The 25,998-nt window shown below is 65.0% G+C and carries 30 protein-coding genes and 1 riboswitch; of the genes, 15 read left to right on the top strand and 15 right to left on the bottom strand.

Features of this window, described 5'->3' with window-relative positions; genetic code table 11:
• Positions 1 to 322 precede the first annotated feature (322 nt).
• The 5 genes from BM190_RS13070 (at position 323) to BM190_RS13050 (ending at position 4,678) form a co-directional block, all read left to right on the top strand.
• On the top strand, positions 323 to 1,405 hold the full coding sequence (locus BM190_RS13070) for a branched-chain amino acid aminotransferase (protein WP_092255091.1): 1,083 nt from the start codon (positions 323 to 325) through the stop codon (positions 1,403 to 1,405).
• A gap of 135 nt (positions 1,406 to 1,540) precedes the next feature.
• Positions 1,541 to 2,065 carry a YegJ family protein gene (locus BM190_RS13065; RefSeq protein WP_092255088.1) on the top strand — a complete coding sequence of 175 codons (525 nt, stop codon included), beginning with the start codon at positions 1,541 to 1,543 and terminating at the stop codon, positions 2,063 to 2,065.
• A gap of 166 nt (positions 2,066 to 2,231) precedes the next feature.
• A complete protein-coding gene (gene hisS, locus BM190_RS13060; RefSeq protein WP_092255085.1) occupies positions 2,232 to 3,752 on the top strand; it encodes a histidine--tRNA ligase in 1,521 nt (506 codons plus the stop codon).
• 55 nt (positions 3,753 to 3,807) lie between these two features.
• Positions 3,808 to 4,074: a tautomerase family protein gene (locus BM190_RS13055; RefSeq protein ID WP_283806120.1), complete on the top strand. Its 267-nt coding sequence runs from the start codon at positions 3,808 to 3,810 to the stop codon at positions 4,072 to 4,074.
• A 199-nt stretch (positions 4,075 to 4,273) separates the two neighbouring features.
• Positions 4,274 to 4,678 carry a thioesterase family protein gene (locus BM190_RS13050; RefSeq protein WP_092255082.1) on the top strand — a complete coding sequence of 135 codons (405 nt, stop codon included), beginning with the start codon at positions 4,274 to 4,276 and terminating at the stop codon, positions 4,676 to 4,678.
• A 95-nt stretch (positions 4,679 to 4,773) separates the two neighbouring features.
• On the opposite strand, the gene proC is transcribed toward BM190_RS13050, so the two are convergent.
• Together proC and BM190_RS13040 are read right to left on the bottom strand one after the other, a co-directional pair.
• The gene (proC, locus tag BM190_RS13045; protein WP_244550643.1) at positions 4,774 to 5,601 is read right to left on the bottom strand and encodes a pyrroline-5-carboxylate reductase; all 828 of its coding nucleotides are present in this window, start codon (positions 5,599 to 5,601) and stop codon (positions 4,774 to 4,776) included.
• A gap of 211 nt (positions 5,602 to 5,812) precedes the next feature.
• Positions 5,813 to 6,313 (bottom strand): type III secretion system chaperone family protein, encoded by a 501-nt coding sequence (locus tag BM190_RS13040; protein WP_026202003.1) that lies wholly within the window; start codon positions 6,311 to 6,313, stop codon positions 5,813 to 5,815.
• A gap of 434 nt (positions 6,314 to 6,747) precedes the next feature.
• Positions 6,748 to 6,909, top strand: a riboswitch (FMN riboswitch).
• A gap of 75 nt (positions 6,910 to 6,984) precedes the next feature.
• Here BM190_RS13040 and BM190_RS13035 point away from each other — a divergent pair.
• Positions 6,985 to 7,545 carry a 6,7-dimethyl-8-ribityllumazine synthase gene (locus BM190_RS13035; RefSeq protein ID WP_018318336.1) on the top strand — a complete coding sequence of 187 codons (561 nt, stop codon included), beginning with the start codon at positions 6,985 to 6,987 and terminating at the stop codon, positions 7,543 to 7,545.
• A gap of 120 nt (positions 7,546 to 7,665) precedes the next feature.
• On the opposite strand, the gene BM190_RS13030 is transcribed toward BM190_RS13035, so the two are convergent.
• The 6 genes from BM190_RS13030 to BM190_RS13005 form a co-directional block, all read right to left on the bottom strand.
• The gene (locus BM190_RS13030) at positions 7,666 to 8,619 is read right to left on the bottom strand and encodes a ribose-phosphate pyrophosphokinase (protein WP_026202002.1); all 954 of its coding nucleotides are present in this window, start codon (positions 8,617 to 8,619) and stop codon (positions 7,666 to 7,668) included.
• A 192-nt stretch (positions 8,620 to 8,811) separates the two neighbouring features.
• Complete coding sequence (locus BM190_RS13025) at positions 8,812 to 9,426, bottom strand: hypothetical protein (protein WP_092255076.1); 615 nt, start codon at positions 9,424 to 9,426, stop codon at positions 8,812 to 8,814.
• Positions 9,427 to 9,539: 113 nt separating this feature from the next.
• Entirely contained in the window at positions 9,540 to 10,307 is a 768-nt protein-coding gene (pgeF, locus tag BM190_RS13020; protein WP_092255073.1) for a peptidoglycan editing factor PgeF, read from the bottom strand.
• Entirely contained in the window at positions 10,304 to 11,422 is a 1,119-nt protein-coding gene (locus tag BM190_RS13015; RefSeq protein WP_018318332.1) for a class I SAM-dependent methyltransferase, read from the bottom strand. The genes pgeF and BM190_RS13015 overlap by 4 nt, the downstream gene beginning before the upstream one ends.
• A 20-nt stretch (positions 11,423 to 11,442) precedes the next feature.
• Entirely contained in the window at positions 11,443 to 12,288 is an 846-nt protein-coding gene (gene lgt / locus BM190_RS13010) for a prolipoprotein diacylglyceryl transferase (RefSeq protein WP_092255070.1), read from the bottom strand.
• 8 nt (positions 12,289 to 12,296) lie between these two features.
• Positions 12,297 to 13,034, bottom strand: coding sequence for a dienelactone hydrolase family protein (locus BM190_RS13005; RefSeq protein ID WP_092255905.1), 738 nt, complete (start codon positions 13,032 to 13,034; stop codon positions 12,297 to 12,299).
• A 166-nt stretch (positions 13,035 to 13,200) separates the two neighbouring features.
• On the opposite strand from BM190_RS13005, the gene BM190_RS13000 reads away from it, so the two are divergent.
• The 4 genes from BM190_RS13000 to ychF all read left to right on the top strand — a co-directional run bounded on the left by BM190_RS13000 (position 13,201) and on the right by ychF (position 16,238).
• Positions 13,201 to 13,452 carry an accessory factor UbiK family protein gene (locus BM190_RS13000; RefSeq protein WP_011090176.1) on the top strand — a complete coding sequence of 84 codons (252 nt, stop codon included), beginning with the start codon at positions 13,201 to 13,203 and terminating at the stop codon, positions 13,450 to 13,452.
• 308 nt (positions 13,453 to 13,760) lie between these two features.
• Entirely contained in the window at positions 13,761 to 14,471 is a 711-nt protein-coding gene (locus tag BM190_RS12995; protein ID WP_018318328.1) for a 50S ribosomal protein L25/general stress protein Ctc, read from the top strand.
• Positions 14,472 to 14,529: 58 nt separating this feature from the next.
• Positions 14,530 to 15,135 (top strand): aminoacyl-tRNA hydrolase, encoded by a 606-nt coding sequence (gene pth / locus BM190_RS12990; protein WP_092255068.1) that lies wholly within the window; start codon positions 14,530 to 14,532, stop codon positions 15,133 to 15,135.
• A gap of 5 nt (positions 15,136 to 15,140) precedes the next feature.
• Entirely contained in the window at positions 15,141 to 16,238 is a 1,098-nt protein-coding gene (ychF, locus tag BM190_RS12985; protein WP_018318326.1) for a redox-regulated ATPase YchF, read from the top strand.
• A 123-nt stretch (positions 16,239 to 16,361) separates the two neighbouring features.
• On the opposite strand, the gene BM190_RS12980 is transcribed toward ychF, so the two are convergent.
• Positions 16,362 to 16,658, bottom strand: coding sequence for a DUF4282 domain-containing protein (locus BM190_RS12980; RefSeq protein WP_018318325.1), 297 nt, complete (start codon positions 16,656 to 16,658; stop codon positions 16,362 to 16,364).
• A gap of 167 nt (positions 16,659 to 16,825) precedes the next feature.
• Between BM190_RS12980 and BM190_RS12975 the strand changes: the two genes are divergently transcribed.
• The 3 genes from BM190_RS12975 (at position 16,826) to BM190_RS40385 (ending at position 18,101) form a co-directional block, all read left to right on the top strand.
• The gene (locus tag BM190_RS12975) at positions 16,826 to 17,278 is read left to right on the top strand and encodes a MaoC family dehydratase (RefSeq protein WP_092255065.1); all 453 of its coding nucleotides are present in this window, start codon (positions 16,826 to 16,828) and stop codon (positions 17,276 to 17,278) included.
• The gene (locus BM190_RS12970) at positions 17,278 to 17,757 is read left to right on the top strand and encodes a MaoC family dehydratase (RefSeq protein WP_092255062.1); all 480 of its coding nucleotides are present in this window, start codon (positions 17,278 to 17,280) and stop codon (positions 17,755 to 17,757) included. The genes BM190_RS12975 and BM190_RS12970 overlap by 1 nt, the downstream gene beginning before the upstream one ends.
• Positions 17,758 to 17,954: 197 nt before the next feature.
• Entirely contained in the window at positions 17,955 to 18,101 is a 147-nt protein-coding gene (locus tag BM190_RS40385) for a hypothetical protein (RefSeq protein ID WP_018318322.1), read from the top strand.
• Between the two features lie 37 nt (positions 18,102 to 18,138).
• Here BM190_RS40385 and BM190_RS40380 read toward each other — a convergent pair whose 3' ends face one another.
• The 5 genes from BM190_RS40380 to BM190_RS12950 form a co-directional block, all read right to left on the bottom strand.
• Positions 18,139 to 18,276 (bottom strand): hypothetical protein, encoded by a 138-nt coding sequence (locus BM190_RS40380; protein WP_177237058.1) that lies wholly within the window; start codon positions 18,274 to 18,276, stop codon positions 18,139 to 18,141.
• A gap of 379 nt (positions 18,277 to 18,655) precedes the next feature.
• On the bottom strand, positions 18,656 to 19,078 hold the full coding sequence (locus BM190_RS12965) for a hypothetical protein (RefSeq protein ID WP_092255060.1): 423 nt from the start codon (positions 19,076 to 19,078) through the stop codon (positions 18,656 to 18,658).
• Between the two features lie 305 nt (positions 19,079 to 19,383).
• Positions 19,384 to 20,301 (bottom strand): hypothetical protein, encoded by a 918-nt coding sequence (locus BM190_RS12960; protein ID WP_092255057.1) that lies wholly within the window; start codon positions 20,299 to 20,301, stop codon positions 19,384 to 19,386.
• Between the two features lie 272 nt (positions 20,302 to 20,573).
• Positions 20,574 to 21,014 (bottom strand): nuclear transport factor 2 family protein, encoded by a 441-nt coding sequence (locus BM190_RS12955; protein WP_092255055.1) that lies wholly within the window; start codon positions 21,012 to 21,014, stop codon positions 20,574 to 20,576.
• Between the two features lie 232 nt (positions 21,015 to 21,246).
• Positions 21,247 to 21,693, bottom strand: a complete 447-nt coding sequence (locus BM190_RS12950; protein WP_026202000.1) for a nuclear transport factor 2 family protein — start codon at positions 21,691 to 21,693, stop codon at positions 21,247 to 21,249.
• Between the two features lie 299 nt (positions 21,694 to 21,992).
• Between BM190_RS12950 and BM190_RS12945 the strand changes: the two genes are divergently transcribed.
• The gene (locus BM190_RS12945) at positions 21,993 to 22,226 is read left to right on the top strand and encodes a hypothetical protein (protein WP_092255049.1); all 234 of its coding nucleotides are present in this window, start codon (positions 21,993 to 21,995) and stop codon (positions 22,224 to 22,226) included.
• A 271-nt stretch (positions 22,227 to 22,497) separates the two neighbouring features.
• Positions 22,498 to 22,884, top strand: a complete 387-nt coding sequence (locus BM190_RS12940; protein WP_092255046.1) for a hypothetical protein — start codon at positions 22,498 to 22,500, stop codon at positions 22,882 to 22,884.
• Between the two features lie 115 nt (positions 22,885 to 22,999).
• Here the strand turns inward: BM190_RS12940 and uvrB are convergent, their stop codons facing one another.
• Entirely contained in the window at positions 23,000 to 25,975 is a 2,976-nt protein-coding gene (gene uvrB, locus BM190_RS12935) for an excinuclease ABC subunit UvrB (protein WP_092255043.1), read from the bottom strand.
• Positions 25,976 to 25,998 lie beyond the last annotated feature (23 nt).

Genomic DNA, 25,998 nt, shown 5'->3' with positions numbered 1-25,998 from the left:
GGTTCAATGTTACAAAACGATCGACCAGCACGAAATTTTAGATCGTTTCGCGCGGGTGGCATCGAAGCAGGGCGGCTGGAGAGAGCCGGACAGGCGACGACGGCCGGATCAGATCTACCGTGCGATTGTCGAGCGGCGTTTCGGCAAAACATACTGGACTTCCGCCTTCCGCAAAAGCATGTCCTCGGCGATATGCTGGCCACGGAAACCGGCCGTAACAAGGCTGGCGGTGGTCCGGCCTAAAACCAATCAAGCCAGCCGGACCCGAAAGGGGCAGGCCGGCGCCAGAACGGCGTCGCCACCGGCAGCGGGAGGCAAGGACATGAGCATGAAATTCGACATCCAGCCCGCATCCAATCCGACGTCCGAGAAGGACCGCGTGGCCAAGCTGGTGGATCCCGGCTTCGGACGGGTCTTCACCGATCACATGGCGATCGTGCGCTACAATCAGGCCAAGGGCGGCTGGTACGAGGCGAAGATCGAGGCACGCGCCAACTTCCAGCTCGATCCGGCCGGCGCGGTGCTGCACTACGCCCAGGAAATTTTCGAGGGTCTGAAGGCCTACAAGCGTGACGACGGCGGCGTGAACCTGTTCCGTCCCGACGCCAATGCGCGGCGCTTCAAGGACTCGGCCGACCGCATGGCGATGGCGCAGCTGCCCGAGGACGTCTTCATCGAGGCGGTCGAGCAGGTCGTGCGCATCGACCGCGCCTGGATGCCGGGCGGCGAGGGCAGCCTTTACCTGCGGCCCTTCATGATCGCGAGCGAGACCTTCCTCGGCGTCAAGCCGTCGTCCGAATATATCTTCGCCGTCATCGCTTCGCCGGTCGGCTCCTATTTCAAGGGCGGTCCCGCGCCGGTGTCGATCTGGGTCTCGGAGAATTACACGCGCGCTGCCGTCGGCGGCACCGGGGCGGTCAAATGCGGCGGCAATTATGCCGCGAGCCTGCGCGCCCAGGCCGAAGCGATCCAGCATGGCTGCGATCAGGTCGTCTTCCTCGACGCGATCGAGCGCCGCTATATCGAGGAGCTCGGCGGCATGAACGTGTTCTTCGTGTTCGACGACGGCTCGCTCTCGACGCCGCCGCTCGGCACCATCCTGCCCGGCATCACCCGCGATTCCATCATCGCGCTGGCCAAGGATGCCGGCAAAACCGTGCGCGAGGAGCCGTATTCGCTCGACCAGTGGCGCAAGGATGCGGTCAGCGGCAAGCTGAAGGAAGCGTTTGCCTGCGGTACCGCGGCCGTGATCTCGCCGATCGGCAAGGTGCGCTCGGTGAGCGGCGATTTCGAGATCTCGGGCGGCGCCGCCGGCCCCGTCGCCATGGGCCTGCGCAAGCAGCTCGTCGACATCCAGTACGGCCGCACCAACGATCCGCACAACTGGATCCGCAAGGTGTTTTGAGATGCGGCGATGCGCGTTTCTCCTTTCGTGAGGAGAGGGGAAACGCGCATCGTTTGTGGTTTTTCGTGCACTGAACGTGCCGTTGCCGACATGCGACAAAGTCTGGACACATCTGGACATCAGGACATCGCGACCATGGCAACGAAACTCTCCCAACCCATGAAATGGGTCGTTCTCGCCGCAATCACCGGCGTCTCCGTTTTCGGCATCCTGACCATCGGCCCGATGCATGAGGTGGTCGCGCAAGACCGCTCGCCGATCGTCGATGTGCGAACCAGCGATCCCGAGATGAATGCCGCGATCGCGCGCGCCCGCGGCACGCTGCCGACTTTCTGGGCCTCCTATCAATCGCCAAAGCCGTCGGAGGCCGGGCACGCCCTGAAGGTGCGCTTCTCGACCCGCAAGGGCGGTGAGCACATCTGGATCGGCGAGGTGAAGAAGCGGCCAGACGGGACCTATTCCGGTCTGTTCGCCAACGAACCGCGTGACCTGCCCGGCAAGCGGGCCGGCGACGAGGTCAAGTTCACCGAGGCCGACATTTCGGACTGGATGTTCATGCGCAACGGCAAGATCGTCGGCGGCGAAACCATCAAGCCGACGCTGAAGTCGCTGCCGAAGGCGGACGCGGATGCTCTGAGGGCACGGATGGAGCAGCCGTAAAGGTTGGCCGTCATTCCGGAACGGTCCGAACGACCAGACCTCAGGTGCGCAATTGCGCACCGGGGAATCTCGAGATTCCGGGTTCGATGCTTGCGCATCGCCCCGGAATGACGGCGTTCCCTAAGCACCGGTTGCCGCCTCGCGCCCCGGCTGGTAAACGCCGCGCATGGCCGAGAAACCCAAAAAACCCCAGAAACTGAAGGCGCGCCTGCCGCGCGGGCTCGAGGATCGCGATCCGTCAGCGATCCGGGCGACGCGCGAGATGGTCGAGAAGATCCGCGCCGTCTACGAGCTCTACGGGTTCGAGCCCGTGGAGACGCCGGCGATGGAATACACCGACGCGCTCGGCAAGTTCCTGCCCGACCAGGATCGTCCGAACGAGGGCGTGTTCTCGTTCCAGGACGACGACGAGCAGTGGATCAGCCTGCGCTACGATTTGACGGCGCCGCTCGCCCGCTATGTCGGCGAGCGCTACGGCAGCGACGCTCTGGTTTTGCCCTACCGCAGCTACCGGGTCGGCTATGTCTTCCGCAACGAAAAGCCCGGCCCGGGCCGCTTTCGGCAGTTCATGCAGTTCGACGCCGACACGGTCGGCTCGGCGACGCCGGCGGCGGATGCCGAGATCTGCATGATGGCTGCGGACACGATGGAGGCGCTCGGCATCGCGCGCGGCTCCTATGTCGTGAAGGTCAACAACCGCAAAGTGCTCGATGGCGTGCTGGAAGCCATCGGGCTCGGTGGCGACGAGAACGCAGGCCGTAGGCTGACCGTGCTGCGCGCCATCGACAAGCTCGACAAGTTTTCCGCCGACGAAGTGCGCAAGCTGCTCGGTCCCGGACGATGGGACGGCGGCGAAGAAGGCAAGGGCGACTTCACCAAGGGCGCCAATCTGAGCGACGCCGAAGCTGACGTCGTTCTCGCCATCACCAAACCGCGCGACGATTGGAAAGACGCCATTGCCGCGGCGGAGACCTACCTCGCCAAGAGCGCAGTCGGTCAGGCCGGCGTGAGCGAGCTGGAGGAGATTGCCAAGCTGGTGATTGCGTCGGGCTACGGTGCCGACCGCATCAAGATCGATCCCTCCGTGGTGCGCGGCCTCGAATATTACACCGGCCCCGTCTACGAGGTCGAACTGCTGCTCGAGACCAAGGACGAGAAGGGCCGCCCGGTGCGCTTCGGCTCGGTCGGCGGGGGCGGGCGTTACGATGGCCTCGTCTCACGTTTCCGCGGCGAGCCGGTGCCGGCCACCGGCTTCTCGATCGGCGTGTCGCGGCTCCAGGCCGCGCTGACGCTGCTCGGCAAGCTCGACACGCGGCCTGAATTCGGGCCCGTCGTCGTCACCGTGTTCGACCGCGACCGCGTCGCCGACTATCAGAAGATGGTGGCAAGCTTGCGCACCGCCGGCATCCGCGCCGAGCTCTATCTCGGCAATCCCAAGAACATGGGCAATCAGCTCAAATATGCCGACCGCCGCAATTCACCGTGCGTGATCATCCAGGGCTCGGATGAAAAGGCGCGCGGCGAGCTGCAGATCAAGGATCTGATCGAAGGCGCCAAGGCGGCGGCTGCGATCGCCTCCAACCAGGAATGGCGCGAGAGCCGGCCGGCGCAGTTCTCGTGCAGCGAAGCCGATCTCGTCGCCAAGGTGCGCGAGGTCCTGGCCCGCCATGACGTAAAGTGGGGATAGCCATTCCGCCAAGCCGTCATGCCCGGGCTTGTCCCGGGCATCCACGTCTTGTTTGATGGATGAGCACGTGGATGGCCTGGACAAGCCCGGCCATGACGACAGCAACAGGGAGAAGACGATGCCTGAGATCACTGTCAGCATGGCCGAAGGCCGCACCGACGAGCAAAAGGCCGGCATGATGCGCGACATCACCCAGGCGTTGGTGAAGAATCTCGGCGTCGATGCCGATGCCGTCGTCATCCAGATCAACGAAGCCCCGCTCCGCCACAAGATGAAGGGCGGCAAGACGTTCGTGGAGCGCGCGGCGGCGGCGAAGAAGTAGCCAGCGCTGTAGCGTCAATCACCGCTGTCGTCCCGGACAAACGTCAGCGCAGATCCGGGAGCCATAACCACAGGGAGTGGTTATGCGGTGAAGCGGTAACTCCGAGTCCCCGAAACCACGACGTCCTGTGGTTATGGGTCCGGGATCGGCGCGCGCTTAAGGCGCGCTTGTCCAGGACGACACCGTGTGTGAGGCCCCCATGGACGCACGCGATTTCATCAAGGTCGGCATGAGCGCCGAGCGCACGCTGGTGGTCCCGGCCGAGCGCACGGTCGGGCACTTCGTGCCGGGCATGCCGTTTGTCTACGCGACGCCGATGATGATCCTGGAAATGGAGATGACGGCGGGCGATGCGATCCGCGCTGCGCTTCAGCCCGGCTGGGTCACTGTCGGCACCGAGGTCGACATCCGCCATCTCGCAGCCGCCCTCGTCGGCGCGACGGTGCGGACCACCGCGAAGGTCGTCGCCGTCGAACGCCGAGTCATCCGCTTCGAGGTCGAGGCCTTCGAGGGCACGCGCAAGCTCGGCGAAGGCCGCCACGCGCGCGGGCTCGTCAATGTCGAGATGTTCAACAGGCGGCTCGCCGCGGCCACGACGCCGTAGGGTGGTAAAGCGAAGCGTGCCCACGGCTTCCGGAGAGACAATTGAAAGATCGTGGGCACGGCGCCCTGCGCCTTTGCCCACCCTACGGCACCTGCTTACTTCGCCAATTCCTTCGACCGCTTCGTCGCCGCCGCGATCGCGCGGATCATCAGGTCGCGCAGACCCGGCTCGCCCGTCAGCACGCCGAGCGCGGCGGCCGTGGTGCCGCCGGGCGAGGTGACGTTCTGGCGCAGCGTGCTCGACGGCAGCTCCGACTGGTGCAGCAATTCGCCGGAGCCGGCGACGGTCTCGCGTGCGAGCCTAATTGCCAGCGCCTCAGGCAGTCCGGCTTCGACGCCGGCGCGGGCCAGCTCTTCAGCGAGCAGAAACACATAGGCCGGGCCGGAGCCGGAGACGGCCGTGACCGCGTCCATCAGGCTCTCGTCATCGACCCATTCGACCGAGCCGGTGGCACGCAGCAGCGCATCGGCCACCGCGCGCTGCGCGGCGCTGACGTTGTTCGCGGCGACCGCAACCGTGATGCCGCGGCCGATCGCGGCCGGCGTGTTCGGCATCGCGCGCACCACGGCGCCGCCGCAGACCTCCTGGAGCGATGTGATCGTGGTTCCCGCCATGATCGAGACCACCGACGTCTTGTCCGAGACGAACGCTTTTAGCTTCGCGCCGGCCTCGCGGAACATCTGCGGCTTCACCGCGACGACCAGCGTCTCGACTGTGCCCGCGGCCTTCACGTCGGGATTGAGCGCGACGCCCCTGGCGGCAAGTGCCGTGATCTCCGGCGAGATATGCGGATCGATCACCGCGACGCGGCGCGGATCGAGTCCGCCCGCCAGCCATCCGGTCAGCATCGTGCCGCCCATCTTGCCGGCGCCGGCGAGGAGGATGGTGCCGGTGATGTTTTGAAGAGTGCTGTTGTTAGCCACTGTGATCACCCAAGGAAAGGTGTCGTCCCTGCGAACGCGGGGACCCCCGCGCGAGCGCTTGCGCTCGTCGCGCCACCTCAGGCGGTTCTAGTGGATGAAGGTGTTGGCAACAAGCCGCGTGCCACAAGAGGCATCACGCGGTATGGCTCCCGGAGCGGCGCTTCGCTTGTCCGGGACGACAGGAGGAGGGAGTGTTGGCTTCCTTAAGGTCCTACGCCTCTCCCACCGTATCGAACATCGCCGCGTCCATCGCTTCGGTCGTGGTCTTGCCAGCCCACACCACGAACTGGAACGCCGGGAAATAGCGCTCGCAGGCATGGATGGCGCCGGCGAGCATGGCCTCGCATTGCGCGGTCGATGCGGTCAGGCCGCCGGGCAGCACCAGGGCCTGGCGGTGCATGACCATGCCGGTGTTGGTCCACAAATCGAAATGACCGACCCACAGCTGCTCGTTGACCGCGGCGACGAGCCGCTGCACCTCGCTGCGGCGCGCAACCGGAATCTTCATGTCGAACGCACAGGCCAGATGCAGCGCTTCGATCTCGCCCATCCAGGTAAAGGAGAGCTGGTAATCGGTCCATTGTCCCTTGGAGACAATCGTGAGTTCGTCCTCGCCGGAGCGTTCGAACGGCCAGTTGTTGCTGGCAGCGATATCCTCGACCACCGCGAGCGGATGGCTTTTGGAATCGATAGTGCCTTCGAGCAGGGACATGCCGTCTCGACCTCTTGCCTTCTTGTTGTCTTTGATACGCACGCGGTTGGGCCCGGCGCGCGCTCCCTAAACGTCGCTACGGCGTCCCCTCGGAGTCTTGCGATCCCTCGGATCAGCGCGGGCCTGTCGCGGATCAAGTGATGTGATTTGCGGAATCTGCGCAACGGGGTCCCGAGTCCGTCCACAAGCCAGGACTCGTTCGTCCACAGCTCATCTCCGCCACAATTCTTAACGGAGGGAAGTCCTCGATCCGGATGGATGAGAACAAACCGGAATCGGATTCGCGGGGGGAGGGCGCCATTCGTTAATTCCGTCCCGCGAGGGCCGCTCCCGCGGGAATGACATGGGACCATGCGATCCGCCCATACGGAACACGCTTGCTGCGGCCGCCGGCTGGCGGCATATTTCCAGCCAGGCCGTTCATCCCGGACGGCCGATGTTCTCAGGGCGGGGTGAAAGTCCCCACCGGCGGTAAGGGCCGAAAGGCCTAAGCCCGCGAGCGCCTTCCCTTAGGTCTTTCTTGCCGAGGGGAAGGGTCAGCAGATTCGGTGCAACTCCGAAGCCGACGGTTAAAGTCCGGATGAAAGAGAACGGTCGGAGGCAGACGCATCGCAAGATGCGGCTGTTTGTCGTTCCGTGTGCCCTGATTCTGGTCCTTAAGAAGGAAAGCCATGAATCAGATGCTGCAAGACCCCAAAACCGAAACTTCCGAAGCCACCCAACCGCCGGTTCCACAAGACCCGGCGCCCGACCACCCGCGCTTTGCCAAGCCGCAGCGGGTGGCCTTCGTGCAGGCCTGCTGGCACCGCGACGTGGTCGAGGAGGCCCGCATCGCCTTCATCAAGGAGGCCGAGGCGCGCCATCTCACCCATGTCGACGTGTTCGAGGTGCCGGGCTCGTTCGAGATCCCGCTGCACGCGCAGGTCCTCGCCAAGACGCGGCGCTACACCGCCATCGTCGCGGCCGGCCTCGTCGTCGATGGCGGCATCTATCGCCACGAGTTCGTCGCCGATACCGTGATCAAGGCCTTGATGGACGTGCAGCTGCGTACCGAAGTGCCCGTGTTCTCGGCGGTGCTGACGCCGCAGCAATTCCACGAGACCGAGGTGCACTACGACTTCTTCCGCAAGCATTTTGCGATCAAGGGCGTCGAGGTCGCGGCCGCCTGTGCGGAGACGTTGCTCGGCCTGGAGCGCCTGCGCGGCCAGGTCGCGGCGGGGATCGTGGGGTAGGCAGACTGCCGTAGGGTGGGCAAAGCGAAAGCGTGCCCACCACCTTCATCACAAAAGAAAAGGTGGGCACGGCGCTTTGCGCCTTTGCCCACCCTGCGCGAGACTTTCGGATCGGAAAAACTAGTCGAACAGGCTCGACACGGATTCTTCCGCGGCGGTGCGTGCGATCGCGTCGGAGATCAGGCTGGCGATCGGCAGCGTACGGATGTTCGGCGCCTTGGTCACCGCGTCGGTCGGCAGGATCGAGTCGGTGATCACGAGCTCCTTCAGCCTCGAGCCCGCGATGCGGGCGGCCGCGCCGCCGGAGAGCACGCCGTGGGTGATGTAGGCGTAGACGTCCTTGGCGCCCTTGGCGATCAGCGCGTCGGCCGCGTTCACCAGCGTGCCGCCGGAGTCCACGATGTCGTCGATCAGGATGCAGGTGTAGCCGGCGACGTCGCCGATCACGTTCATGACCTCGGATTCGCCCGCCCTCTCGCGGCGCTTGTCGACGATCGCGAGCGGGGTATTGATGCGCTTGGCAAGGCCGCGCGCGCGGGCCACGCCGCCGACGTCGGGCGAGATCACCATCGTCTTGGAGAGGTCGAACCTCTCCTTGATGTCGCGCACCATCAGTGGCGCGGCATAGAGATTGTCGGTCGGGATGTCGAAGAAGCCCTGGATCTGGCCGGCGTGCAGATCGAGCGTCATGACGCGGTCGACGCCGGCTTGCGTGATCAAATTGGCGACCAGCTTGGCCGAGATCGGCGTGCGCGAGCCGGACTTGCGGTCCTGCCGGGCGTAACCGAAATAGGGCAGCACCGCCGTGATGCGGCGCGCCGAGGAGCGGCGCAGCGCGTCGGTGATGATCAGCAACTCCATCAGATGGTCGTTCGCCGGGAACGAGGTCGACTGGATGATGAAGGCATCCGAGCCGCGGACGTTCTCCTGGATCTCGACGAAGATCTCCATGTCGGCGAAGCGCCGCACCACCGCCTTGGTCAGCGGCAGGTCCAGGCCCTGCGCAATCGCCTGCGCGAGGGCCGGATTGGAGTTGCCGGCGACAAGCTTGATGGAGCCGTTTTTGGCCGACATAGACGCTTCCTCCCGCGCTTTGCTGGATACGACGTTCAACATCTCAGATCCCACTGGAAGCACGGTTACAACGGGCGAGGAAATATCAGGCCGGGGGCTGCAATGGCAACCCGGGATGCTACGTTTTCCCTTCGAAAATCCTGAGTCAGGCCAACGGCTTGGCCGCAACTCGAGGCCGTGGTTTAGCGGGGGTTATCGTTCGGCATAGCCGAGTGCCGTGGCCGGCATCTCTGCCACCGGGGCCTGCGGGATCACGCTCGCCACCGCCGGGCCCCGCAGGCCAGGAGCCGTGCCCGGGGTATCCGGCGTTCCGTTGATCATGTTGGAAAGTCCGCTGAATCCGGCCTGGGCGATCTTCCGCAGCACGAGGTCGTCGGCTGCTGCCCACGGATCGCGGCCGCCTTTGGCCGAGGTCGGTTCCTCGCCGGAGAGGCGCAGCGCCCGCTGCTGGTTGGCGTCGTAGACGTCCCAGACCCAGGCGATCACCGTCTTGCCGCGCACCACCTGGGCGGAGAGATAGCTGCGCACGCGGTAGGCGGCGGTCCCCTCGCGGGAGATGACGGACAGGCTGCGCAGCTTGGATTCGCTGTCGAGCACGCCGACCATGCGGTCGAACACCTGCGGCGGCGGCCCGTCGATCGATTCGAAGGCGACCGTTGCCCCGGAGCCGGCGGTCGGCGCCATTGCATAGGAGTTGGCGGCCCCACCGCCGCCGGCGCAGCCGCCAAGCGCAGTCGCTGCCGCGAGCAGCATGACCGCCAGCACGCGCGCACCCGCACGGCCCAAGATGAATGACGCGTCCCTCATTATGGAGGGCAGCGATATCGTTAAAATCGATTAAGGTCTAGGGCGGAGGCGACATAGACCACTGTCATCGCATCAGGGCAGCGCCCCGGAATGACACGGCGTTGCCGCTGTGTTCACGCTTCGAGCGCGATTGCGTGAACGTGGCGGCCGTAATCCGGCTCCTTGCGATGCACCGAGCGGCGATAGCTGAAGAAGCGCTCGTCGGCGTAGGTGTCGACGCCGAGATCGTCGATCATCAGGATGCCGGCGGCGTCCAGTCGCTTGCGAATGAAACCGGCGAGATCGAACATCGCGTGTCCCTCGCGCACCGAGGGTATGAAGAAGATCGCGTTGTCCGCATCGGCCTCGATGAAGCGCGCGACGAACTCGTTGCCGACCTCGTAGCTGTCCTGGCGGATCAAGGGGCCGATCGCGGCGATGATGCCACTGCGCGTCGCGCCGAGTTTCTCCATCGCTAGAATCGTCGCTTCCAGCACGCCCGTCAGCGCGCCCTTCCACCCCGCATGCGCGCCGCCGATCACGCGCGCGTTGGGATCTACGAACAGCACCGGCCCGCAATCGGCAGTGGAGACGCCGAGCGCGATGCCGGGCGTGTTCGTCACCAGCGCATCGCCCTTCGGCCGCGGCCCGTTCGGCCACGGTGCTTCTGCGACGAGCACGTCGGGTGAATGGATCTGGTGCAGGCTGAGGAAGCGTGCCGGCGCGACGCCGACATGCTCGGCCATGCGGCGGCGGTTTTCCGCGACAAGGGCCTGATCGTCGTTGGAGCCGAGGCCGCCGTTCAGCGCCGAGTAGATGCCACTGGAGACGCCGCCTTCGCGGGTGAAGAACGAGTGGCGCAGGCCGGGCACGGCTGACAGCAGCGACGAAGCGAGCGTCATGAGGCTTCTCCGGCCTGTTCGAGATCGCTGAGGCCGGCAATGCCTGTCAGCCGCGGCTCGGAGATGCCGAGCACCTTGAACATCGAGCCCATGCCGCTGCGCCCGGTGTCCGTCAGCCGCTTGAGGGCGATCGAAATGTCGGTGGCGACCTCCGGCGTTGCCTTCTGCATCAAGGCGGCGGCCCTTGTGTCGATGCCGATCCGCTTGAGGAAGTCCCCTTGCGTCACCGGCCCGTGCACGCGCGCGCCGACGTCCTCGGCCGCGCGCGCCAGCGCCTGGAAGTCGACATGAGCGGTGACGTCGGCCTGGCCCGGCGCCTTCAAGGGATCGGCGAAGGTGTGGCGCGCAATCGCCTGGAAGGTGTCGCCGGCGTCGCTGCGCAAATGGCCATAATCGATGATCAGCGCTGCGCCGTCCTGGTCGCGCACGCGCGTGGCGAGCTTCATGATCTCGCCGTCGGGGCGCCATTCGAACACGGCGCCGACGGGTGCGGCGCGCACGAGCGGCGGCAGGAGCACGTCGAAGCGCGGCGTCGGCTCGGACGCCGCGCCGAATTGAAGCTTGCCGTTGGGATCGATCTCGATCACGCGCTCGTGCCAGCCGTTCTCGTGGCGGACCATCTGGTGGACCGGCAGCACGTCGAAATATTCGTTGGCGAGGATGATGCTCGGTCCCTCAGGCACGTCGTCGATGCTGTCGTGCCAGGCAATGTTGCGCACGCCTGACAGCGTCGCATTCTGCCGCTCGCGCAAGACGGGATTGACCTCGACCATGTGGACATGAAGCGCCTGGTAGAGCGGCGGCAGCACGCGAAGGGCGCGTAGCGCGTCCGCCATCATGGTGCCGCGGCCGGGGCCGAGCTCAATCAACCGCAGGAATTGCGGCGAGCCCATTTGCTTCCACACCGAGGCGGTCCATAGTCCCAAGAGCTCGCCGAACATCTGGCTGACTTCGGGTGAGGTTGTGAAGTCGCCTTCACGCCCGAGCGGATCGCGCGAGACGTAATAGCCATGGCGCGGATGCATCAGGCACAGTTCCATGTACCGCCAGACCGGCATGGGACCTGAGGATTTGATCAGCGCCTTGATCTCGTTGAGTAGCGGCTGTTCGGTCACGGCTATCTTCTCGAAATGAATTAACGAACGGCCCCTGCGGGCTTCGGCGCACCGCGCCTGACTGCCAATACAATAAGTATGCCGCCGACGATAAGCATCGGGATCGACAGCAGCATGCCCATGGTTAATCCGCCCCAGAGGAAACCGAGCTGCGCGTCCGGTTCGCGGAAGTGCTCGCCGGCAATCCGGGTCAGACCGTAGATTAGGATGAAGGCGCCGAGGATCATGCCCGGCCGTTTCAGCGCGCCGAGCCGGATCATCACCGCGAGCACCGTGAACAGCAGGATGCCTTCCATGCCGGCCTCGTAGAGCTGGCTCGGATGACGCGGCAGTTGCGTCGGATCGTTGGGGAATATCATCGCCCAGGGCAGGCTCGGATCGGTGGCGCGGCCCCACAATTCGCCGTTGATGAAGTTGGCGATGCGCCCGAGCAGCAGTCCGACCGGCGCGACCGCGGTGGTGATGTCGCCGAGCGACAGGATCGAGATGCCGTTGCGAAAGGCGAACAACATCACCGCGACGACGCAGCCGAGGAAGCCGCCATGGAAGGACATGCCGCCCTCCCATAACCGGAAGATCGCGGCGGGATGATCGATGAAGAAAGGCAGATTGTAGAACAGCACGTAGCCGGTGCGGCCACCGAGAATGATGCCGAGCGTGACCCACAGGATGAAGTCGTCGATCTGCAGCAGCGACATCGGCGCGGGGCCGCCCCACAGGCGCTCCTTCTTCAGCAGCGAGCGCGCATAGAGCCAGCCGAACACGATGCCGCAGATATAGGCCAGCGCATACCAGCGGATCGCGAACGGCCCGATCTCCAGCGCGATCGGCTTGAAGGCGGGGAAGTCGATGAGAAGAAGCTGCATCTCGCCTTCTATTTCTGGACGAGATTGCGGCGATAGAGCGCCAAGAGGCGCTCCCAATGCCGCTCGGCGGCGTCGCGGTCATAGACCGGGCGCTTGGGGAAGGCGAAGCCGTGATGCGTGCCGGGATAGATCTCGACCTCGGCTTTCGCAGCTTTCATGCCTTCTTTGACCTTCTCGATAATCTCCGGCGGCGCGTAGACGTCGGTCTCGGCGCAGGCGAAGTAGAGCTCGGCCTTGGTCTTAGCCGCGGCCAGATGCGGGCTGTCGTCCTGATCCGTTGCCAGCTGCACGCCATAGATCGAGGCGGCCGCCTTGACGCTGTCGGGGAAATGCGTGGCGGCGTTGATGGCGTAGCGGCCGCTCATGCAATAGCCGACGGTGCCGACCAGCTTGGTGTTCGCGGCCGCCTGGCCCTCGGCATAGGCGAGCAGCGCTCTGGTGTCGTCCATGATCATGGGGATGGTGAGCGAGCCCATCAGCTGGAACATGCGCTTGCGCTCCGGCGCGTTCGGGTCGGCCGGCAGCGCGCCGAGCTCCATCACGCCGGAGCGGTAATAGAGGTTCGGCAGCATCACGTAATAGCCTGAGGTCGCGAGCCGGCGCGCCATGTCGCGCAGCTCTTCGCGGATCGCGGGCGCATCCATGTAGAACAGGATGACCGGAAACGGCCCGCCGCGCTCGGGATGGCTGATGAAGGTTGCGGTGTGGCCGTCCCTGGTGGGGATCGCGATCTGCTGGTCGATCATCTCATGCGCCTTGTGATTCTTCTTATGCAGGGACGTTGAATACGATTGCAAGGAAACCGGGGCATGACAAGGATACCTCCGATCGGGCCTTGAACCGGCCCAATCGGATTGCCATTGTGTTTTGGAGCGTTCGCGCAAAGTTTATCGGAGCTGCCAGGAGGCCGAAATGACCCAGACCAACAACCGGTTTTTCGACGAGATCGGCCGCCTGATGAACGATGCCGCCGGTGCCGCCCAGGGCGTCAAGCGCGAGTTCGACACCGTGATGCGCACCCAGGCCGAAAAATTCCTGCGCGACATGGATCTGGTCAAGCGCGAGGAGTTCGAGGCGGTCAAGGACATGGCCCGCCTCGCCCGCGAGGAGAACGAGGCGCTGAAGGCGCGCATCACGGCGCTGGAGGCCAAGCTCGGCGGGTAGGCGCCCTTCTTACCCTCCCCTGGAGGGTGGATCTCGCGTAGCGCGAGCGGGGCGGGGTGACGGTCTCTCCGCGTCGAAAGTGCCCGTGGGGAGAGATCACCCCACCCCGTCTCACATTTCGCTGCGCTCAATGTGAGCCGACCCTCCCCCTCCAGGTGAGGGTGCCGCCCATTCTCCTTGTCATTTCCGCATCTTCCGGGTAAAAGCCCGCCAGTTCGTGGCCCCCGCACCCCTGGAGGCTTGCTGCGAACGATGCCATGGGCCGCGCTGCGGCCCATTAACTTTTGCAAAAACAAGGACTTAACGACATGGCGACGACCGTCAAGGAATTGAAGGCGACCGCACGTCCGAAGAGCGGCAAGGGGGCCGCCCGGGCTGAGCGTCGCGCCGGGCGCGTGCCCGGAGTGATCTATGGCAACAACCAGCCCCCCGTCACGATCTCGATCGAAGATCGCGAACTGCGCCAGCGCATCCTCGCCGGCCGGTTCCTGACCACGCTGGTCGACATCGATCTTGAGGGCAAGAAGCACCGCGTGATTCCGCGCGACTACCATCTCGATCCGGTCAAGGACTTCCCGATCCATGTCGACTTCATGCGGCTCGGCGAAGGCGCCACCATCCGCATCAGCGTGCCGCTGCATGTCGTGAAGGCGGAAACGTCCCCGGGCGTGAAGCGCGGCGGCACCGTCAACATCGTCGCCCACGCGATCGAGCTCGAATGCGGCGTCGAGAGCATTCCGCAGTACATCGAGGCCGATGTCGGCTCGCTCGAAATCGGTCACTCCTTGCATCTGTCGGACGTCAAGCTGCCGAACGGCGTGAAGGCGCTGACCCGCGAGGACGCGACCCTCGTCACCATCGTGCCGCCGTCCGGCTACGCCGAAGAGCAGAAGGCCGCCGCTGCGGCTGCAGCTCCTGGCGCTGCTGCGGCTGCTCCGGCGGCTGGCGCTGCGGCTCCGGCCGCTGCTGCTCCTGCCGCGGCTGCCAAGGCTCCCGCCGGCGGCGACAAGAAGAAGTAATCTCTCAAAGCTGGCGCGCGGTCTCTGATCGCGCGCCGAGCGAGGGGCGCGCCGCGTCATGCGACTCTTTGTTGGGCTCGGCAATCCCGGCGCAAAATACGCACGTAACCGGCACAATATCGGCTTCATGGCCGTCGACGAGATCGCGCGGCGTCATGGTTTCGCACCATGGCGCCGTCGTTTTCAGGGCGAGACCTCGGAAGGCACGCTCGGTACCGAGCGCGTGATCCTGCTCAAGCCGACGACTTACATGAACGATTCCGGCCGCGCCGTGCAGGAAGCCGCAAGCTTCTTCAAGATCGCTCCCGGCGACGTCACCGCGTTCCACGATGAGCTCGAGCTGCCGCCGGGCAAGGTGCGGGTGAAGATCGGCGGCGGCATCGCCGGCCACAACGGCCTGCGCTCGATCTCGGCGCATATCGGCAACGACTATCGCCGGGTGCGGCTCGGCATCGGTCATCCCGGCGTCAAGGAACTGGTGCACGGCCACGTGCTGTCGGACTTCGCCAAGGCCGACAACGACTGGGTGACGACGCTGTGCGAGGCGGTGGCCGAGCACGCAGGCCTGGTCGCCAAGGGCACGGATGCGACCTTCGCCAACAGGGTGCATCTCGCCATGCAGGCGAAGGGATTTTTGACCAAGGACGAGAACGGCAAGGAATAACGCTCGTGGGATTTAAATGCGGAATCGTCGGATTGCCCAATGTCGGCAAGTCGACCTTGTTCAACGCGCTGACCGAGACGGCCGCGGCGCAGGCCGCGAACTATCCGTTCTGCACCATCGAGCCGAATGTCGGCGAGGTCGCCGTGCCCGATCCCAGGCTCGACAAGCTCGCGGCGATCGCCAAGTCCGGCCAGATCATCCCGACCCGGCTGACCTTCGTCGACATCGCCGGCCTCGTCCGCGGCGCCTCCAAGGGTGAAGGCCTCGGCAACCAGTTCCTCGCCAACATCCGCGAGGTCGATGCGATCGCGCATGTCGTGCGCTGCTTTGAAGATTCCGACATCACCCATGTCGAGGGCAAGATCGCCCCGCTCGCCGACATCGAGACCATCGAGACCGAGCTGATGCTCGCCGATCTCGACAGCCTCGAGAAGCGCGTCGACAACCTCACCAAGAAGGCCAAGGGCAACGACAAGGACGCCAAGGAGCAGCTCGACCTCGTCAACCGCACCCTGGTGCTGCTGCGTGAAGGCAAGCCCGCGCGCCTCGTCGAGCGCAAGGCGGAGGAGGAACGCGCCTTCGGCATGCTCGGCCTGCTGTCGTCCAAGCCCGTGCTCTATGTCTGCAACGTCGAGGAAGGCTCGGCCGCAACGGGCAATTCGTTCTCCCAGGCGGTGCAGGAGCAGGCCGCCAAGGAAGGCGCGGTTGCCGTCGTCATCTCCGCCAAGATCGAATCCGAGATCGCGACCATTTCGCGTGAGGAACGCGCCGACTTCCTGGAGACGCTGGGTCTCGAAGAGGCCGGCCTCGATCGCCTGATCCGCGCCGGCTACACGCTGCTCGACCTCATCACCTATTTCACGGTGGGTCCGAAGGAAGCGCGCGCCTGGACCATCTATCGCGGCACCAAGGCGCCGGGCGCGGCGGGCGTGATCCATACCGATTTCGAGAAGGGTTTCATCCGCGCCGAGACGATTGCGTATGAGGACTACGTCGGGCTCGGCGGCGAAGCCGGCGCCCGCGATGCCGGCAAGCTCCGCCTCGAAGGCAAGGAATACGTCGTCGCCGACGGCGACGTGATGCATTTCAGGTTCAATACTTAAGTACCAACATCGATGCCGTAGGGTGGGCAAAGCGAAGCGTGCCCACCATCTCTCATATCGCGGAATGATCGTGGGCACGGCGCTTTGCGCCTTTGCCCACCCTACGGCACCTGTGCGTGACGCTCACCGCATCCCGCTGCCCTGGTCGCGGATGGCGCCGAGATGCTCGTTGATGCGGAAGACGATCAGGATCAGCTCCGCGGCGATGCGCGAGAACACGATTCCGACGACGACGCTCGCGATCGACGACAGCAGCACCAGGAAGCCGCCGAACGGACTGATCGCCATCGCAGCCAGGCCGGAGAAGATGCCGGAGAGGCCGAACAGGCAGATCAGCGCGATCACCAGCCAGTAGAAGGTCTTGATGATCGTCGGCGTGATGAAGCGGTCCCACTGAAACAGATCGCTGAATGAAAACATTGCTCTCCCCAGGGCATCGGGCCTTGGTAAATGGATCTTGGCCCTCGGTTGATCCGACTCAAGACCAACGCCACCACCCCGTATGTAGCACGAGCCATGCGGGCCGGCGGGTTGAGATTGCCGCAAAGTGCGGCCACAATCTGTCATTTCCGCTAGCCAATCCCAAGATGACCCTGACCTTCGAAGATTTCCCGCCCGGCCGGTTCGGAACATTCGGCCCGCGCCACGTCACCCGCGACGAGATTCTGGCCTTCGCGGCCGAGTTTGATCCGCAGCCGATGCATCTGGACGAGGAGGCCGCCAACAAGAGCATGCTGCGTGGCCTGTCCGGCTCGGGCTGGCATCTCTGCTCGCTGATGATGCGGATGATGGCCGACGGCTTCATTACCCGCGCCGCGTCGCTGGGGTCTCCCGGCGTCGACGAGGTGCGCTGGCTCTCGCCGCTCCGGCCCGGCGACGATCTCATGCTCGACGTCGACGTGTTGGAGGCGCGCCCCTCCAAGAGCCGGCCCGAACTCGGCATCGTCAAATTCAAATGCACCGTGCGCAACGCTAAGGGTGAGCCGCTGGGCGAGATGACCTCGCCGATCCTGATCAAGCGGCGCGAGGGGGCGGTCTGATGCGGTTCTTCGACGACATCGAGATCGGCCAGCGCCGCGAGATCGGCACCTATACGTTCACGGCCGAGGCCATCAAGAATTTCGCCGCGAAGTTCGATCCGCAGCGTTTTCATCTCGACGAGGAGGAGGGCAAGAACTCGCTGTTCGGCGGGCTTGCCGCCTCGGGCTGGCATGTCGGCTCGGCCTGCATGAGCTTGCTTGTCGCTGACGGCCAGCGTCTGGCGCGCGAGGCCGTAGCGCGCGGCGAGGAGGTCGCGGTGTGGGGGCCTTCGCCGGGCTTTCGCGACCTGCGCTGGATCAGGCCGGTGCTTGCCGGCGATACCGTCGCTTACGTCAACGTGGTCACCGACAAGCGCACCTCGGCCTCGCGCCCCGGCTGGGGCATCCTGACCGCCCGCACCACCGGCACTAACCAGCGCGGCGAGGACGTCTATTCCATCACCGCCAGCGCCTTCGTGCCGATGCGGAAGAGCGGTTAGATCTGTTCCAAGATGAACGGGCAAATGAGTGCGCAAGTGTTGCCCGCGCGCTATGGACGCGATTCCGGGCGGCTGCCATAAGCCTGCGCAACATGGTTACCGCGAAGCAGTTTGGTGGAACCAGTGAGTTGCTAACTAATTATGAACCTGTCGCTGTCTAATTGAAACGAATTGGGCAGAGACAGGGGACGAGGACCATGGCTGATCGCGGCGCACTCAAGTTTGTTGGATTTATCTTCGCTACCGCGACGCTGGCCGTGATGCTGGTCGCCGGCATGGTGGTGAAGGGCTATGCCGATGGCGCCTACACCCTGGAAGCCTCGGCCGTCGACGCGAGCCGGTAAGAATCTGTTAAGCTCTCGGGGCCGGAAAGCGGCCCCCTCAGCGGCTATAGACGAACGCCAGCACCGCGATCGCAGCCACCAGCAATCCGACGAACCGCAGCATGATCGTGCCGAGCTGACTGGGCGCGGGCCGCAGCGATATCGGGTCCGTGTTGTCGGGCCGAATGCTTTCCATGAGATGTCCCCCGGCCCGGCCGCAAGAGAAGCGGGCGCTTGGCATTGGTCGTCGGGAAGGCGCGGCGGGTTCAATAGCGCACCGCATAGCTACGGTGACGGTGTGAACGTGCGTCCACCGTCTTACGCGGCCTTTTTCGCAGCCACACCCACCGCCGTCATGCCCCGGCTTGACCGGGCTTGATCCGGGCATCCAGTACACCGCGGCGTCTCGGTTCAATCACTGGCGTCTCTGGAATACTGGATCACCCGCTTTCGCGGGTGATGACACCTGTTTTGACGAGATAGCGTCCGGACCCGCTACGCCGGGGCGACATCCCGAATCAAAACTGCCGCGCTCCTTGCGGAACGCGGCAGCCGGTGATGCGTGATGTCAGTGCTTAGCTGTTGCGCAGGCCGTCGGCGGCGCGCTTCCACTGCGCGACGTTGTCGGCGATCATCCGGGTCGACTTCATCGCGGCCTGGCTGAGCTGGGCGTAGCCGGAGATCTCGCGCTGGACGCGCTGGCCCTCGGCATGCAGCAGGTCACGCAGGCTCTCGAGCTCCGAGATCAGATTCTCGATCTCGGCGAGCGAGGTGCCGGCGACGCGCTGGATCAGCGAGTTGACGTTGGTGACGGTGGCGTCCGCGCTCGGATCGAGCGGGGGCGCGTCGGTGGTCGCCGCCGCCGGACGGCGCAGATAGGCAATGTCGTTGCGGACGAAGTCGCGGATGCCGGCTTCGACTTCCGTGACTGCAGCGAGGTTGGTGTCGACCGTCTCGGTCTCGGCGGCTTCGGTCTTTTCCGGACGCATGGCGTTCATCGTTATTCCCCTGTTCGCGTTGAGCGCAGCGCGAGTGTCCCCCGCACGACGACGTCTGTGAGGCAGCCCGCATCAGGGCGCCGGAATTGGGCCGCAAATGGGCCGAGATGCGGCAAGGGCGGACCATTCGGGGGTTTTGCCGTGGCGTATGGTTAGGAGAGTGTGAACGTCGCTGCGGCGGCCACCGTTCCAGCTCCTCCTGGTGAGGAGCGCGAAGCGCGTCTTGAACCATGCAGGGCCTCGATCCTTCGAGACGCGCTCCTTCGGAGCGCCCTCAGGATGAGGAGAAAGAGTGGAGGCTCGGCCTACCAGCTCTTCTTGAAACCCGCCGTCAGGCTCTTGTTGATCGCGCCCTGCGAGGTCTCGCCGACCGAGCCGGAGACGGTGACATTGTCGAACAGTTTCTGCTCGGCGCCGACCTTGCGCAGCCATTTGTCGTCGGTGGTCGACAGCGACTGGCCGGCGGTGATGCTGGTGCCGGTGTCGGTGAGGGTGACCTTGGCCGACTGGTCGGTCTCGTAATTGCGAGTGATGTGGCCGCCGATGCCGGGGACCGCACTCGTGCCCTGCTGGTTGACGCTGTAGCCGTTCTGCAGCGTCAGCGAGGTATCGCTGGACAGCGGCACCGATTTGGTCAGCGAGGCCCCGAGCTTGCTCTGTTCCGAGCCGGGATCGACGCGGGCTTCCACCGCGGTCTTGTCCCAGATCACTCCAGCGCCGGGCGCGGTTGCCGTCGCCCAGGCGCTGCCGGAGGATTGCGGCAGGTTGCCGCCATTGGTGGCCTTTTGCGCCAGCAGCTCGGACATCGTCCGCGGCTCGCTGGTCACCGTCATGTCGGCGCCGATCCGGGTATCCCAGAACGAGAACACGGATTGCTTCACCGTCACCGCCGAGGAGCCGTTCGCATTGGCATTCGACGACCAGTCCAGGCCGTCCTTTGCGGCGGCCTTGGCGCGCTTCTTGGCGGCGATGGGGTCAATGCCAGTGCCGGCATCGACCGCGAGCTGGCTCCAGTCGAGCTTGTCGACGTCGATGCCTTTGAGCACGTCGGGGTCGTTGACGTCGGGGGTCTCTGCCGTCTCGGTCTCGGCCTCGTCTGGCGCGGCCGCGGGTGGGGAGAAGGGCGGAATGATCTGCGCCGAAACCGTCAGCACTGAGCCCAAGATGAACGCGGCCGCCAGCACCGGCAGCCTGGTCCAGCCGAAACCTGTCGAGAATTCCATCGTCCTGCCCGCAAACCCCAGCGCATGTTGTCCGCCAATATAAGGCGGTCCTTGGTGATGACCATGCGCCATTCGGTCTGCTTGCATCAATGCGGATTTATCGTTGCGAAATTGTGGCAACTCGCGTGGGGGACGCGAACCAACGGGCCGCGCGAAAGGCGCGCGCCCGACGACGAGCTCTCGATGCGACGGCATCCGGCGGGGCTGGCGGCCAGGACGTCGCGTCAGGCATTGTCATCGGTCCCGAACAGCGGGGCCCGTTGGCGTCCCCCTCAGCCGACGCTGGTCATCTTCGGCAGATGAATGGCGCGGCCGAGTGCCTGCTCGACCAGGTCGAAGGTGTCGATCAGGACCCGCATGCTGGTGAGCTTGCCCGCCCTGAACTGGGCAAACTGCGCGACCCGCAAGCTGATCGGCTTGTTGGAATCCAGTGCCGTCAGCGAATAGCGCATCATCGAGGCGGCGGAATCGACGCCCAGCATGATGCTCTCGCGGTCGAAGCGGCGGACCTGGAAATTGTCGGCGAGCTGGCGGATGACGTCGAGCACGGCGTCCTTGCCCTGGCGCGCGCCGAGGAACGGAAACATGTCGATCGGGCCGTAGAGCGCCCATTCGACCTCCTCGTCGATCAGGGCCTCGATGTCCTCGAAATGCCGGTCGTTGATGGCGCGGTGCAACGCGCGCGAGAAACGCCAGAGGCAGTGCTCTGTCATTTTGGGCAGTCCTGAAGCTGGCTTTGCGAAAGAAAAACGGAAAACGACCCCAGCGCAGTCAGGCGGTGGGGCTCAACTCATTTGTATACGAATAAAATACCCGATTTCGGCCAAAACGCAATTCACGTTTTCGCAATGCACAATTGATGGCGATATGTGAGATCTGCAATAAAACCCCGTAATCTTCCGGGTCCTGGCGGCTTGCGCACGGGTTCCAGGGGAGGGAGCAGGCTCAGTCCACCCGTGCACCCGTGATCAGCGGCCCGATCTCGCGCTCCAGCACCTGCTGCACCAGATCGTAGGAATCGATGATCTCGCGGATCTCGGCCACCAGCCCGCCGCGGAAGGTGTAGAACACGGCCATGTCGAACTGCACGATGCGGTCGTTGCTGCGCTTCCTGAAATAGGCCTGCATGTAGGTCGCGACCGCCTCGCCCTCGGCCAGGATGTGCGGTGCCTTGTAGCGGATCTCCGAATAGCGCGACCAGACCGTCTGCCACAGCTCGCGCAGCTCGGCCTTGCCGTGGCGCGGCACCATGTGCGGCAGCACGTCGATCGGCGCATGGGTGAGGAAGTCGACGTCATCGGTGCAGCACGCCAGCGCGGCCTCGATGTCGCCGCGCGCGAAGGCGTCGAGCAGATGCAGCACGCGCTGGCGATTGAGCTTCTCGACAGTCATTCCGCCCGTCCTCATTGGCCGTGTGGCGCCCTGCAACGCTAACGCGCGGTCTCCTGCACCGGCAATCCGCAAAATCACAGGGATGTTGCAGACGATATGACGCTCGAGCGCAATGCCAGGTTCATGGCGTGCAATGCGAGTTGAATTGCGGCGAGGCTGCGCGAGTTCGCGCGGCATCGAGCTGCATGACGCGCAACGTGCATGGCACAATGCGCAAGCGTCATCACGGCGCAGCCGTATGGAACCGCCGCGCGCCCGTGCCCGTTGGAGCGCCGACATACGCATTCGGAGCATCAATCATGAAATCGCTCCTCGCCGTCACCGCCGCACTGCTCATGCTTGGCGCGACCTCCACCGCCCACGCCAAGGGTTGCATCAAGGGCGCCGTCGTCGGCGGCGTTGCCGGCCACTATGCCGGTCATCACGGGGTCCTGGGTGCCGCCGCCGGCTGCCTCTACGGCAGGCACCACGCCAAGGAACAGGAGAAGCAGCGGCAGCAGCAGGGCCAGGTGAACGGGCAGGGGAAGCTTTAACCGTCCGACGGTTCGGCAAAGGGAAACCCGCTGCCGCGTCGGCGGTCCGCCCCCTCGCCCCGCTTGCGGGGAGAGTGTTGGGGTGAGGGGAGTCTCTCCGGGGACGCTAAGAGCGAGTTCGCGGAGACTCCCCCTCACCCGGAATCCAAGCTGAGCTTGGATTCCGGCCTCTCCCCGCAAGCGGGGAGAGGCGAAGCAACGCGTGATCCATCTCACATCACCCCGCTGCCGATGCGCCTAACGTCATCCCAAGTCATCAGGGAGACGTGCCATGGCTGCCATCGCCACCGTCAGAAAGTCCCGCCTGCACAACGCGCTCGAAGGCCTCGCGCTGACCACGGTCCTGCAGAGCTTTCCGACCTTCGCCGCCGCCGCCTTCCTGCTCAAGCTCGTTGGCAACCACGACCTCGTCGGCGACCCCGGCGTCGCGATCTTCGTCGCCATCGCTTCGCTCGCCCACGCCATGCTCGCCGTGACCCTCGGCCCGAGCTTCCCGCACATGTTCAAGACCGTCTACGAGCCAAAGTTCTTCGAGGCCCATCTGTCGCTGTCCGACAAGATCACGGCCTGGCGCACCCAGCCCGTCGCCTCGCTGCAATTGGTGACGATCGTGCTGCTGCTGTCGGTGATGGCGGTGGTGACGGCGAGTGTGGGGTGAGGGCGGAGAAATCTCTCCGGCGTCATTCCGGGCGCCGCAGAGCGGCGAGCTATGATGCGCAATTGCGCATTTGAGAATCCATAACCACGAACCGCAATGAGAAGTGAGAGCGTCCCTACCTCTTCTTCCACCCACCCCGTCTTCCCGGCTGTCCCCCCGTCGACTTCGGTGCCGGCCCGAACTCCGGACCGGATTGCCTTGAATCCGTCGGCTGGATGATCCGGCTCGTACTTCCGAACGGCTTTGACGGCAGGGTCTGGTTTTCGCGGTAGGGCAGCGATTCCGGGCCGTGCATCTCGTCGAGATGCGGCTTGTGGACCTTCGAGCCGCTACCGCCGCCGCTGGCTTTCAGCGCGGACCCAACGGTCTTCTTCTTCATGGCGCTGACAGGCAGGTTGGCGGCGTCGCCGTACTTCTTGCTGCCGGCATAGGCGCCCGCCTTGCCCTGCACGGTGCGCTGCTTGGCGGTGGGATCGTCGACCACGGCGAGCTCGGTGGCGCGCAGGCGCTTGACTTCGTCGCGCAGGCGCGCGGCTTCCTCGAAGTTTAGATCGGCTGCGGCCTCGCGCATCCGCGTTTCCAGATCGCCGAGCACGGCTTCGAAGTTGTGGCCGATCGAGATGACGTCGTCAGTCATGTCGTGGCCGCCGACCTCGATCAGTACGTGGTCGCGCTCGTAGACGGAGTTGAGGATGTCGCCGATCTGCTTCTTCACGCTCTCCGGCGTGATGCCGTTGGCGGTGTTGTACTCGACCTGCTTTTCGCGGCGGCGGTTGGTCTCGGCGATGGCGCGCTCCATCGATCCCGTCATCTGGTCGGCGTAGAGGATCACCTTGCCGTCGACGTTGCGCGCAGCGCGGCCGATGGTCTGGATCAGCGAGGTCTCGCTGCGCAAAAAGCCTTCCTTGTCGGCATCGAGGATCGCGACCAGCGCGCATTCGGGAATGTCGAGGCCTTCGCGCAAGAGGTTGATGCCGACCAGCGCGTCGAAGGCACCGAGGCGCAGATCGCGGATGATCTCGATGCGCTCGATGGTGTCGATATCCGAATGCATATAGCGGACGCGAATGCCCTGCTCGTGCAGATATTCGGTGAGATCCTCGGCCATGCGTTTGGTCAGCACCGTGATCAACGAGCGGTAGCCGGCCTGCGCGGTGGCGCGGACCTCGCCGACGAGATCGTCGACCTGGGTGCGGGCGGGGCGAATATCGACGGGAGGATCGATCAGGCCAGTGGGACGAATGACCTGCTCGACGAACACGCCGCCGCTCTCGTTCAGCTCCCAGCCGCTCGGCGTCGCCGACACCGCAACCGTCTGCGGCCGCATCATGTCCCATTCCTCGAAGCGCAAGGGTCGGTTGTCCATGCAGGAGGGCAGGCGGAAGCCGTATTCGGCCAGCGTCGCCTTGCGGCGGAAGTCGCCGCGGAACATGGCGCCGATTTGCGGGATGGTGACGTGGCTCTCGTCGGCGAAGATCAGCGCGTTGTCGGGCACGTATTCGAACAGCGTCGGCGGCGGCTCGCCGGGGCGGCGTCCCGTGAGATAGCGCGAGTAGTTCTCGATGCCGGCGCAGCTGCCCGTCGCCTCCATCATCTCGAGGTCGAAGGTGGTGCGCTGCTCCAGCCGCTGCGCTTCCAGCAGGCGCCCCTGGTCGTGCAACTGGTCGAGCCGTTGCTTCAACTCCGATTTGATCGACTTGATCGCCTGCACCAGCGTCGGGCGCGGCGTCACATAGTGCGAGTTGGCGTACATCTTGATGAATTCGAGCTCGTCCTGCTTGTGGCCGGTGAGCGGATCGAACTCCTCGATGTTCTCGATGGTGTCGCCGAACAAATTCACGCGCCAGGCGCGGTCCTCATAGTGCGCCGGGAAAATGTCGATGACGTCGCCGCGCACGCGAAACGTGCCGCGGGTGAAATCGGCCTGGGTGCGCTTGTACTGGAGCGCGACGAGGTCGGCGATGAGCTGGCGCTGGTCGATGCGCTCGCCCTTCTTCAGTGCGAAGGTCATCGCGGTGTAGGTCTCGACCGAGCCGATACCGTAAATGCACGACACCGAGGCGACGATGATGACGTCGTCCCGCTCGAGCAGCGCGCGCGTCGCCGAGTGGCGCATGCGGTCGATCTGCTCGTTGATCGAGGAGTCCTTCTCGATATAGGTGTCGGTACGCGGGACGTAGGCTTCCGGCTGGTAGTAGTCGTAATACGAGACGAAATACTCGACGGCGTTGTCGGGGAAGAAGTTCTTGAACTCGCCATAGAGCTGGGCGGCGAGCGTCTTGTTCGGCGCCAGGATCAGCGCGGGGCGCTGCGTCTTCTCGATCACCTGCGCCATCGTGTAGGTCTTGCCCGAGCCGGTGACGCCAAGCAGCACTTGAGTGCGGTCGTTGCGCTGGACGCCTTCGACCAGCTCGGCGATCGCGGTCGGCTGGTCGCCCTTGGGCTGGTATTCCGATTTGATCTCGAAGCGCACGCCGCCTTCGGACTTTTCCGGCCGCGGCGGCCGGTGCGGCGTCCACACCTTGGTTGAGCCGTCGTTCTTGCGGAACTCCGGCCGGCCCTCGCGGATCAGCGCCTCCAGCGCATCCGCGGTCGCCTTGACGCCGAGCGCCTCCATCTTGCTGCGCGGCGGACGCGCCAGCGCCTCGGCATCGTCCTCCTCGGTGGGCAGGCCGAGCTGCCGCGCCAGTTCCGGATCGAGCGTCGGGATCGTGGCCGCGGTTCCGTAATTGGCCTGCGGCGCTTCTTCCAGTCCGCCAATTTCGCTGGATTGCCGGGCGCCCGCCGGCTGCGGGTTGGGCCGCAGCGGCATCGGCCGCGCACTGTCCTGCGGAAACTCCTTCGGCGTCGAGGCCCGCGCGCGATGCGCCGCAGCCTCGCCGCCGGAGCGGCGGTCGCGCGAATTGTCCGGCGGCGGCTGCAGCCCGGTGCCCGAGCCAAGGCCGGCATCGCCACGATTGATCGCGGGATTGAGCAGCTCGGCCAGCGCCGGCCCGATCGGCTGCACATCAGGCCGATGTGCCTTCGAGTTCGGAGCCTTGGTCTTGGGGGATTTGCCGGATTTTTCGGAGGATGCAGGTTTCTTCGCCATGAGGCGAATATGGGATGAGTCCG

This window comes from Bradyrhizobium sp. Rc3b, from assembly GCF_900114915.1.
Lineage (GTDB): Bacteria > Pseudomonadota > Alphaproteobacteria > Rhizobiales > Xanthobacteraceae > Bradyrhizobium.
This window is presented reverse-complemented; position numbering and strand designations above follow the sequence as displayed.